Annotated in this window: 3 protein-coding genes; all 3 read left to right on the forward strand. The window is 69.9% G+C overall.

From position 1 onward, the window contains the following. Positions 1-172 precede the first annotated feature (172 nt). The 3 genes from ABZ420_RS11740 (at position 173) to ABZ420_RS11750 (ending at position 11447) form a co-directional block, all read left to right on the forward strand. Entirely contained in the window at positions 173-9280 is a 9108-nt protein-coding gene (locus ABZ420_RS11740; protein WP_357120508.1) for an amino acid adenylation domain-containing protein, read from the forward strand. A gap of 160 nt (positions 9281-9440) precedes the next feature. Beyond that, on the forward strand, positions 9441-10808 hold the full coding sequence (locus tag ABZ420_RS11745; RefSeq protein WP_357120511.1) for a wax ester/triacylglycerol synthase family O-acyltransferase: 1368 nt from the start codon (positions 9441-9443) through the stop codon (positions 10806-10808). A 186-nt stretch (positions 10809-10994) separates the two neighbouring features. After that, positions 10995-11447: a pyridoxamine 5'-phosphate oxidase family protein gene (locus ABZ420_RS11750; protein ID WP_357120533.1), complete on the forward strand. Its 453-nt coding sequence runs from the start codon at positions 10995-10997 to the stop codon at positions 11445-11447. The last annotated feature ends 225 nt before the right edge of the window (positions 11448-11672 follow it).

An 11672-nucleotide genomic window follows, 5' to 3' on the forward strand; every position in this document is an offset into this window, starting at 1 on the left:
AAGTGTGCCGGGGTACTCCTGTTACCTTTCCCAACCTGAGCGCGCCGATCCGCGCCGAGTTCGCTAAGGTCCCATCCGCACGCTCGGGTCATGGTTCACGCATTTGAGGCACTGCTTCTGGCTCCATAGCCAGAGCGGACAGTGATCGACCAGAGAGTGAACTCGCCGCCGTATGACCACGACACGCCGTTCCGCACGTCGCGCCCAACATTCACGAGCACGCAATCTCCTGTTCCCCCAACTGCTTACCGCCGCGGTCGATACGGCGTTCGATTCCGCAGCTGTCCGGTATAATCCCACGGGCGATCCGGCGGATCAGCGTGAGCTCAGCTACCGCGAGTTGGACGAGACGTCCTCGCGATGGGCCCGCTACCTGATCGGGTTCGGTGTGGGGCCGGGAGACTCCGTCGCGGTGGCCATCACCCGCTCGGTCGAGTCCGTGCTGGCGGTCTGGGCGGTCGCGAAGACCGGCGCCGCCTACGTGCCCATCGATCCGTCGTATCCGGCGGAGCGAGTCGCGCACATGCTCGCGGATTCCGGCGCGGCCGTCGGCCTCACCACCTCGGCGCACCGGGCCGCACTCACCGCGCCCGGGATGGAGTGGATCGAACTCGACGACGAGGTCCACCGGCGGCGAGCCAACGCTGAGCCCGGTCATTCGGTCTGCTATCTGGATCGGTCGCGTGCGCTGACCGAACAGCACCTCGCCTACGTGATCTACACCTCCGGCTCGACGGGCAAGCCGAAAGGCGTCGCGGTCACCCACGCCGGCCTCGCGAGCCTGGTCGAGCACGAGATCGCCGCGCGGGCGGTGACCAGCCACTCGCGTGTCTCGCACCTGTGCACACCGAGCTTCGACTTCTCGGTGATCGAGATGCTGCTCGCCTTCTCGGCGGGCGCGACTCTGGTCGTGGCGCCGCCCACGGTGTTCGGCGGGGTCGAGCTGGCCGATCTGCTACGGCGCGAGCGCGTCACGCATCTGTGCATCACCCCGGGAGCGCTCGAATCCATCGAGCCGGCCGGACTAGACGATCTGAAGGCCATCTTGTGCGGTGGCGAGCGGGTGCGCCCCGAACTGGCCGCCCGGTGGGCGACCGGCGACCGGTCGTTCTACATCGTCTACGGCCCCACCGAGACCACCATCTTCGCCACCGGCACCGAGGCGCTGCGCCCGGGCGGCGCGACCCATATCGGTACTCCGGTACCGGCGCTTGGCGTCCATGTTCTCGACGCGCGGTTGCGGATGGTGCCCACCGGGGTGATCGGCGAGCTGTATCTGTCCGGTCCCGCGCTGGCAGAGGGGTATCTCGGCCGACCAGCGCCGACCGCCGACAGGTTCGTCGCCAATCCGTTCGCGGCGGTACCCGGCGCGCGCATGTATCGCACCGGTGATCTGGTACGGCGCACCTCGGCGGGACTTCTCGAACATCACGGCCGGGTGGACTTCCAGGTCAAGATCCGGGGGCTGCGGATCGAGCTCGGTGAGATCGACAACGCGCTGACCGCCCACCCCGACGTCGACTACGCCGCGACCCTGGGCGCGACGCTGCCCTCCGGTGGCGCGGCGCTGGTGTCCTACGTGCTGCCACGGGTGGAGCCCACTCCGTGCGGCAGCGGCCGGGTGGCGCTGGACACCACCGAACTCATCGAACTGCTCGCGAAAACCCTTCCCGCCTATATGGTTCCGGCCGCGATCACGGTACTCGACGAACTACCGCTGACGCCGGTCGGCAAGCTGGATCGCGCGGCGCTGCCGGAGCCCGTGCTCACCGCCAAGCAGTTCCGGGCGCCCGGCACGCCGACCGAGCGGTTGGTGGCCGAAGTCTTCGGCTCGCTGCTCCTGCCGCAGGGCGCCGCCGAGCCCGGCCGCGTCGGCGCGAATGACGACTTCTTCGAGCTCGGTGGCAATTCGCTGATCGCGACGCAGGCGGCCGCGCGGCTGGGCGCCGCACTGGGCGTCCGCGTTCCGGTCGCGCTGCTGTTCGAGGCGTCGGTGGTGGCGAAACTCGCCGGACGCCTGGACGAACTGGGCCCGGGGTCGCATTCCGTGCCGCGGCCGATGGTTCGACCGGAGCGGGTGCCGCTGTCGTTCGCGCAGCGGCGGATGTGGTTCCTCAACCGGTTCGACCCGGCCGGAGCGAGCAACAACATCCCGCTGGCGGTGCGGTTGAGCGGGCAACTGGACGTGGACGCGCTGCGGGCCGCGATCCGGGACCTGGTGCAGCGCCACGAGGTGCTGCGGACCAGCTACCCCGAGCACGAGGGGATGGGCAGCCAACGGGTGCACCCGATGACGGATCCGGTCGCGGTACCCGAGCTGCCGGTGCTCGACGTCGCCGAAGCCGAGATCCCCGAGCGTACGGTCGCCGCGGTGGTCGAGGGCTTCGATGTCACGGCGGCGCCGCCGATCCGGTTGCGCCTGCTGCGCTCCAACGAGACCGAGCACGTACTGGTCGGCGTGGTCCACCACATCGCCGCGGACGGCTCCTCCATGGGCCCACTGACCGCCGACCTGATGACCGCGTACTCGGCCAGGGCCGCGGGCCGCGCTCCCGCCTGGACGCCGCTGCCCGTGCAATACGCGGATTACACGCTGTGGCAACGCGAAATGCTCGGTGCGGAGAGCGATCCGGACTCGCTGTTCGCCCGTCAGCTCGGGTTCTGGCGGGAGCGGCTCGCCGAGCTGCCGCCACGGCTGGACCTGCCCGCCGACCGGCCGCGCCCCGCGGTGTTCTCGGGCCGGGGCGCCACGCACGAATTCAAGATCGACGCGACGGTGCACGCGGCGCTGAACCGGCTGGCGCACCGAAACGACGCGACGTTGTTCATGGTCGTGCACGCCGCGTACTCCGTCCTGCTCGCCCGGCTGTCGAACACCCGCGACATCACCGTGGGCACGCCGGTGGCCGGCCGCGGCGAGGCCGCGGTGGACGGCCTGATCGGCATGTTCGTCAACACCCTCGCGCTGCGTACCGAGATCGATCCTGGCCACACCTTCGCCGAGCTGCTCGAGCGGGTGCGCACCCGCGACCTCGAGGCGTTCGGGCAGGTCGACGTGCCGTTCGAACGCCTGGTGGAGGTGCTGGACCCGGTGCGGTCGAGCGCCCATCACCCGCTGTTCCAGACGATGCTGACCTTCCAGAACTTCGCGCAGGCGACGCTGGAACTGCCCGCGCTCTTGGTCTACGCGCTGGACTTCACGCTGCCGCTGACGAAATTCGATCTCGAACTGACCATGGTGCCGCACGAGGACGAGCGGACGCCGCTGGGGATCTCGGCGGCGTTCACCTATTCCACCGAGCTGTTCGACGAGGCGACGGTGGCGGGGTTCGCCCGGCGGCTGTGCGGGATCCTCACGGCCGTCGCCGATTCGGCGGATCAGGTGGTCGGGGAGATCGAACTGCTCGATGCCGCGGAGCGCGCCGCGATCCTGGGCAAGTGGAACGAGACCCGCCACCAGGTCCCCTCGGGCCTGGTGCTCGACGGGTACCGGCGCGCGGTGCAACGGCATCCGGACGAGGTGGCGGTCGTCCACCTGGACCGGCAACTGACCTATTGCGAGTTCGACGAGCGGGTCAACCGGCTCGCCCGGGTGCTCATCGACCACGGTGTCGGCGCGGAAACGCTGGTGGGACTGTCGGTTCGGCGTTCGCTGGATCTCGTGGTCGGTATGTACGCGATTCTCACCGCCGGTGGCGCGTACGTTCCGCTGGACCCTGATCATCCCGCCGAGCGGATAGCGCACGTGCTCGAAGCCGCGCGCCCCGTCTGTGTGCTCACCACATCCGCCGACGCGGTGCCGATGCCCGGCCACGTCGCCGTCCTGCGGCTGGACGCCCTCGGGGCCGATCAGCGCTCGGGCGCTCCGCTGCGTTCCGAGGAGCTGACGCGCACGGTGCTGCCGGAGCACCCGGCGTATGTGATCTTCACGTCGGGCTCGACCGGACGCCCGAAAGGTGTGGCGGTCTCGCACAAGGCGATCGGCAACCAGATCGAATGGATGCTCGCCCAGTACCCCATGGGACCGGGGGAGGCGTACCTGCAGAAGACCGCTGCCACCTTCGACGTCTCGTTGTGGGGCTACCTGATGCCGCTGCGGTCGGGCGCGAAGCTCGTCGTCGCCGAACACGACGGGCACCGCGACCCGGCCTGTCTCGCCGCGACCATCGCCGAGCACGGCGTCACCGTCACCGATTTCGTGCCGTCGATGGCGACGGAGTTCGCCGCGCACGCGGCGGCGGAAAGCCTTGTGACACTGCGGCATCTGTTCCTCATCGGCGAAGCTCTGCCGCCGGAGACCGTGCGCGCGATCCGGTCGGTCACCGGTGCGCAGGTGCACAACCTGTACGGCCCCACCGAGGCCGCGGTGTCGGTGACGTACCAGCCCGCCGGGACGGGCGACGCGACGACGGTGCCGATCGGCAGGCCACAGTGGAATACTCAGGTCTACGTGCTCGATTCGCGACTGCGGCCGGTGCCGCCCGGTGTTCCCGGCGAGCTGTACCTCGCCGGGGACCAGCTCGCCCGTGGATATGTGCGCCAGGCGGCACAGACCTCGGGCCGTTTCGTCGCGAACCCGTTCGGCCGCGGCAACAGGATGTACCGAACGGGCGACCTGGCCCTCTGGCGCGCACCCGGCCCGGACGAGCCCCAGCGACTGGAATATCTCGGGCGCACAGATTTCCAGGTGAAGTTCCGCGGACAGCGGATCGAGCTCGGGGAGATCGAGACCGCGCTGCTCGCACAACCGTCGGTGAGCCAAGCGGTCGCGGCGGTGATGTCCTCGGCGTCGGGGGAGCGGCTGGCGGCGTATGTGGTCGCGTGCCCCGGGCAGGTAGTCGACCGCGACGAACTCACGGCCGCGATCTCGGCGGTCCTGCCCGCGTACATGATGCCGTCCGCGCTGGTGGAACTCTCCGCCCTGCCGCTGAACGCGAGCGGCAAACTCGATCGCAAGGCGCTGCCCGCACCGGCGGTCGAGCTCAGGGAGTTCCGAGCCGCTCGCAACCCCGTGGAGCAGGCCGTGGCGCAGGTGCTGGCCGATCTGCTCGGCGTCGAGCGAGTGGGCATCGATGACGACTTCTTCGCGCTCGGCGGCAATTCGCTGCTCGCCACCCGAGCCGTCGCGCGGGTCAACGAGGCGCTGCGATCGCAGGTCACCGTGCGCGACCTGTTCGAGGCGCCCCTGGTCGCGGCGCTTGCCGCGAGGGTGGAGGCCGGTGGCGCGGGCACTGCTCGTCCGCCTTTGGCGCGGTCACGACGGCCGGATCGCATCCCACTCTCGCTCGCCCAGCAGCGGATGTGGTTGCTCAACCGCATCGACCCGGACTCGCCCGCCTACCACCTGCCCTTCGCCGTCCGGTTGACCGGCGTCCTCGACCCGACCGCACTGAGCCGCGCGGTCGCCGACGTGATCGAACGGCACGAAGTGCTGTGCACCCGCTACCCGGTCGACGCCGACGGACAGCCGTATCAGGAGATCCTTCCGTCGTGCGCGGTCCTTCCCGGCGGCCTCGCGGTCGAGCACGGCGTCACCGATGTCGCCGACATGGTGAACGAGCTGATGTCCGCGGGCTTCGACGTGACCGCGGCCGCACCCGTTCGGCTCCGGCTGTTCAGTTCGGGCCGTGATCATCTGCTCGTCATCGTGACCCATCACATCGCGGCGGACGGATCGTCGCTCGCGCCGCTGGCCCGTGACCTGGTGACCGCATACTCGTCCCGTCTCGCGGGCACTGCGCCGGACTGGCCACCCCTGCAGGTCCAGTACGCCGATTTCGCGATCTGGCAGCGCGCCGCCGTGGGATCCGAGGACGACAGTGAATCCGTCGCGGCACAACAATTGTCGTATTGGCGCGGCAGGCTGGCCGGTTTCGCGGGGCCGCTGGAGCTACCGACCGATCACCCGCGCCCCTCGACCGCATCGACCCGCGGCGCGTCGATCGGCGGCACCATTCCGGCGCTGATCCATGATCGGCTGACCCGGATCGCGCGCGACCACGACGCGACGCTGTTCATGGTGGTGTACGCGGCGCTCGCCACGCTGGTCGGACGCCTGTGCGGCGCCACGGACGTCGTGATCGGTACCCCGGTCGCCGGGCGCGGCGACCGGGCACTCGACGACCTGGTCGGGATGTTCGTCAACACGTTGGCGCTGCGTGTCGAGGTCGATCCCACCGCGACCTTCCACGATCTCGTCGATCGGACCCGGGACACGGCTCTCTCGGCGTTCGCCAACGGTGACGTGCCGTTCGAGCGTGTGATCGAGGAAGCCGCCCCCGCGCGCACCGGAGCACACAACTCGCTGTTCCCGGCGATGCTGTCGTTCCAGAACATCGAGCTGCCCACCCTGGAGCTGCCGGATCTGACGATCACCGCCGTCGGCAACGGCGAGGTCACCGCGAAATTCGATCTGCACGTCGTCGTCGAGCCACGGCTTCGCCACGACGGCCGGTCGGAGCTGGCCGTGACCTTCACCTACGCCACCGAACTCTTCGACGAGCCGACCGTGCGCGCCTTCGCCCGCCGGTTCGAGCGCATCGTGTCCGCGGTCGCGGAAGATCCCTCGGCGCGGGTGTGGGACATCGACATTCTCGACGAGGACGAAGGCTTTCCGGCGATAGCGCGATCGTCCGAGGCAGCGAATGCGCCGACAGCGACGCTGCCCGAGCTGATCGGTGAGCAGGTCAGGCGCAGGCCCGAGGCGGCGGCCGTCCGATTCGGTGCCGCCACGCTCGGCTTCGGGGCGCTGCAGCGGCGCGCGAATCGCATCGCCCGCGCGCTGATCGCGGCCGGAGCGGGCCCCGAAACCGTTGTGGCCGTCGCGGTGCCGCGCACCGAAGACCTGCCGGTCGCGCTGCTCGGGGTGCTCACGGCAGGCGCCGCCTACCTGCCCATCGACCTCACCTACCCGGCGCAGCGGCTGGCCTTCGTCCTCGCCGACGCGGCGCCGGTGTGCGTGCTGACCACCGCTGCCGAGCGCCCGGCGCTCCCGGACGGCGAACTGCGCACCGTCTTGCTGGAGCAGACGGCGGAGTTCGCCGACGATCCGATCACCGACGCCGACCGGATGGCGCCGCTGCGGGCGGACAACCTGGCCTACGTCATCTACACCTCGGGCTCGACGGGCGTGCCGAAGGGCGTCGGTGTGACGCACCGCAATGCGGTGCGGCTGTTCACCGAGGCGCAGCCGCTGTTCGCCTTCGGCGAGGGTGACGTCTGGACGCTGTTCCACTCCTTCGCCTTCGACTTCTCGGTGTGGGAGCTGTGGTGCGCGCTCGTGACCGGCGGCACCGTCGTCGTGGTCGACTACGCGACATCGCGGTCACCGGAGCTGTTGCGCGAACTGCTCATTCGCGAGCGGGTGACGGTGTTGAACCAGACGCCGTCGGCCTTCCGCCAACTCGTCGAAGCCGATCGCGACGCCTCGCCCGCCTCCGGGGAATTCTCCCTGCGGTACGTGATATTCGGCGGTGAGGCGCTGGATCTGCGGCACCTGCGTCGCTGGTCCGAGCGCCATCCGGGGGACACGCCGCGATTGGTCAACATGTACGGCATCACCGAAACCACCGTGCACGTGTCCTTCCTCGAGGTCGGTGCGCACCTGATGGACAGTCCGGCCAGCCTGATCGGCCGGGCGCTGCCCGGGCTGGACACCCACGTGCTGGACCTCCGCCTGCGCCCGGCGCCGTTCGGTACTCCCGGTGAGATCTATGTCGCGGGCGCTCAGCTGTCCCGCGGTTACTCGGGGCGGCCCGGGCTCACCGCGACGCGGTTCGTCGCGAATCCGTTCGGCCCGCCCGGATCCCGGATGTACCGCTCGGGCGACCTCGCGCGCTGGGGCCGATTCGGCGACGAGGCCGGGCTCGCCTACGCCGGTCGCGGCGACCAGCAGGTGCAGTTGCGCGGCTTCCGTATCGAGCTGGGCGAGATCGAAGCGGCGCTGCTGCGTTGTCCCGGCGTGTGCCAGGCCGTCGCGCTGGTCCGGACCGATCCCACGCTCGGTGATCAGCTCGTGGGCTACGTGCGACCCGAGCCGGGCGCGCGGCCGGACCCGGCCGAATTGCGCGGTCGGGTGGCCGAATACCTGACCGGTTACATGGTGCCCGCCGCGATCGTCGTGCTCGATGCCATCCCGCTGACCCCGAACGGCAAGCTCGACCGGCGGGCCCTTCCCGCGCCCGCATTCCGTACGCGTGAATTCCGCGCGGCCGCCACCCCTGTCGAGGCGACCGTCGCCGCCGCCTTCGCCGCCGTGCTCGGCGCCGAGCGCTTCGGCATGGACGACAATTTCTTCGAACACGGCGGAAACTCCCTGCTCGCCGCGAAGCTGACGCTTCGGCTGTCGACCGCGCTCGGCACCAGGATTCCGGTGATGCGGGTCTTCACCGCACCCACGCCCGCGCAGCTGGTCGCCGACCTGGTCCGCCGTGCGAGCGGCGCGGTGGAGACCGAAGCGGCCTTCGACATGCTGCTGCCGCTGCGCCCCGCGGGTTCGGCCGCGCCGCTGTTCTGCGTGCACCCCGTCTCGGGAATCTCCTGGTCGTATGGCGGCCTCGCCGCCTACCTCGACCCCGAGCGACCCCTCTACGGTCTGCAGACGCCCGTGCTCGCGACCGACGAGATGATGCCGGCTTCGATCGAGGAATGGGCCCACCGCTATATCCGGCTGATCCGCTCGAAACAACCGGCCGGTCCCTACCATCTGCTCGGCTGGTCCTTCGGTGGCGTCCTCGCGCACGAGATGGCGGTGCAGTTGCAACGCGAGGGCGAGCAGGTCGCGTTGCTCGCGGTGATGGACAGCTACATGGCGGACCCACCGGGCACCCCGCCCGGCGACGCGGGCAAGGTGCCGGTGGCCGAGTTGATCGGCGGTTTGCTCGGTGAGCAGGCCGGCGACCTCGGCAATGTCGCGGATGTGGACTGGGCCGCGCTTCCCCAGAAGATGACCGAACTCCCCGAGCCGTTCGCGTCGTTCGGCTCCGACCGCGTCACCCGGATCCTCGACGCGGCGGTGCACTCGGTGGCGCTGCGCAGCGCCTATGACCCGCCCGTGTACCGGGGCGACGTCGTCTATTTCACCGCCGCGCTCGACGATCCGACCGGAACTGTCGGGGCGTCGATCTGGAGCGAGGTCATCGACGGGCAGGTGCACAACCACGCTGTGCCGACGACGCATTGGCGGATGACCACGGCATCGGGTCTGGCCCGGATCGCCGAAGTGCTGACCCGGGCGTGGCATGCGGGCGAACCGGAGGGGGAACACCCGGTTCGCCGGTGATTCAGTGGCGCGGCCGGGCTTCGGCGGCGGCATTCGGCGGGATCCACCGACGGTGCGACCGGAGCGGAAGCCGGAGTGCCCTGCTTTCGGTGACCTTCGGCCATCATCTCGCCCGGCGCTTCGCGCCATGCTGAGAGGACGAACCGGAATGAGCATGCCCATGACAGAACTACGGCCCCTCGATTCGGGCTTCATGGAACTAGAGGACTCCGACCGGCATATCAGTCTTGGAATCGGCGCGGTGGCGATCATCTCCGGCGCTCCGCCGGGCAGGGGTGAGTTCGGCCGCATCCTCGCCAGGGGAGTGGAGCAGAACGCACGCCTGCGCCAGAAGGTGCGGCGGGCGCCGCTCGACCTGGCCACGCCGGTGTGGGAGGACGACCCGAATTTCGACCTCGCACACCACATCCGATGGACCGCGCTGCCCACGCCGGGTGACGAGCGCGCGCTGTGTGAACTGGTGGCCACGGAGCTGGAGGAGCGGCTCGATCGCGACCACCCGCTGTGGCAGTGCGTCGTCGTCGAACACCTCGCGGGGGACCGCTGGGCGCTGCTGGTCAAAGCGCATCACAGCCTGGTGGACGGCGTGTCCGGTCTGTCGGTGTTCCGGAGTCTGTGCGACGCCGTACCGGGAGAGGCCGAGAACGCCGCGCCCGCGCTGCGAAGTCGTGGCGAGATGCGGTGGCTCGACGTGGTGCGAGGTGTGACGCGGCTGCCCGTCGTGGTGCCGCGCTCCGTGGCCGCCATGACGCGAGGTCTGACACCACTGGTGTCCGCCGTCGTGTCGCCCGCCGCGGAATGTTCGCTCAACGGACCCATCGGACGTCAGCGCCGGTACGCCGTGGCCCGGGCCGCCCTGTCGGACATCCACGAGATCCGCGCGGCGTTCGACGTCACGGTCAACGATGTCGTCCTGGCCGCGGTCGCCGCCGCTTATCGCGACCTGCTGGTCGGCCGCGCTGAGCGGCCCGCTCCGGACAAACTGCGCGTTCTCGTCCCCGTGTCGATGCGATCCGAGCAGGCGAGATCGACGCTGGACAATCGTGTTTCGGCGATGCTGCCATTCCTGCCGATCGATGTCGCCGACCCGGTGGAGCGGCTGGAGGTGATTCGGCGGCGGATGACCGGACACAAGTCGCGAGGCGAAGCGCAAGCGGAGAACTCGGTGCTCGCGCTGGCGGGCCGGCTCCCGTTCGCCCCCATCGCGTGGAGTCTGCGTCTGCTGGCGCGGTTTCCGCAGCGAACCGTCGCCGCGCTGGTGACGAACGTGCCCGGCCCACGCGAGCGGTTGACCGTGCGGGGGCACGCGGTAACCGAACTGCTGCCTGCCGCGCCCATCGCCATGCGGTTGCGCACGGCGATCGCGGTGCTCAGCTATGCGGGGCAACTGACGTTCGGGATTACCGGGGATTACGACACCGCGCCCGATATCGCGGTGCTCGCCGAGGGCATCGAGCGGGAGATCGAGCGGCTCCGGGAGCGTGCGGGGATCCCGCGACCGTCCCGGCCGGAGGTGACCGGGCCGTGAGGAGTATCGGTCGGCGGGTGGCTCGGGCCGCCGCGGCGCCTGCCGGGAGAGGACCGATCGGGGACTTTCTGCTCTGTCCGGCAGTGGGACCCGGTGATGGTATGGGAGGCCGTGGTGTCGAGTGAAGACCGGATAGCGAGGTCGTTGCCAGGTGGAAGCACGCGCGATGTGCCCGGGCACGAGATCATGATCGCCTCCGGCGGCCGCGTCGCGGACAACGGCATCCCCGGCCGCACGATGGTCGAGATCGACCGTGACGAGGCGCTGCGGCTGCTGGCCGGTGTGGCCTACGGGCGCGTGGTGTTCACCCGCGATGCGCTGCCGGCGATCCGCCCGGTCAACCATTTCGTCGACGGTGGCGCGGTGATCGTGCGTACCCGGGTCACGTCGCGGCTCACCGGCACCGTCCGTACCGATCCCTCCGTCGTCGTGGCCTATGAGGCCGACGACATCGACGGGGTGAGTCATGTGGGCTGGTCGGTCGTCGTGACCGGCCTGGCCAGGACGATCACCGACCCCGCCAGGATCGCGCGCTATACGCGGCTGCTGCGACCGTGGGCCGAGGGGATGATGGATACGGTCATCGCGATCGAACCCACCATCGTCACCGGCTTCCGGCTCGTCGAGGAACAGCGTTAGGCCGCAGCGGGCGAAGGTGGTTCGGATTTACCGAACCCTCATCCCGAGAATTATTTGTGGGCATATCCGGCGAGGTCCTGCGCGGGTTCCGCCTCTCGAGCGCGAGTTCGTTGCGGGAATAACGCACTCCATGGCGGTGGGCACGATCGGCGCAGGCGCGGTGGGCGTTTGTGCCTGCCGGACGCCGGTCGCGCACATGCGGACTCGCGTCGATCGGCGGAGCCG

Source organism: Nocardia sp. NPDC005745 (assembly GCF_040630775.1).
Lineage (GTDB): Bacteria > Actinomycetota > Actinomycetes > Mycobacteriales > Mycobacteriaceae > Nocardia.

Bases quoted from the DNA above. Each gene is read 5' to 3' on its own strand.
- ABZ420_RS11740 (WP_357120508.1), top strand. From the start codon at position 173: ATGACCACGACACGCCGTTCCGCACGTCGCGCCCAACATTCACGAGCA.
- ABZ420_RS11745 (WP_357120511.1), top strand. From the start codon at position 9,441: ATGACAGAACTACGGCCCCTCGATTCGGGCTTCATGGAACTAGAGGAC.
- ABZ420_RS11750 (WP_357120533.1), top strand. From the start codon at position 10,995: ATGATCGCCTCCGGCGGCCGCGTCGCGGACAACGGCATCCCCGGCCGC.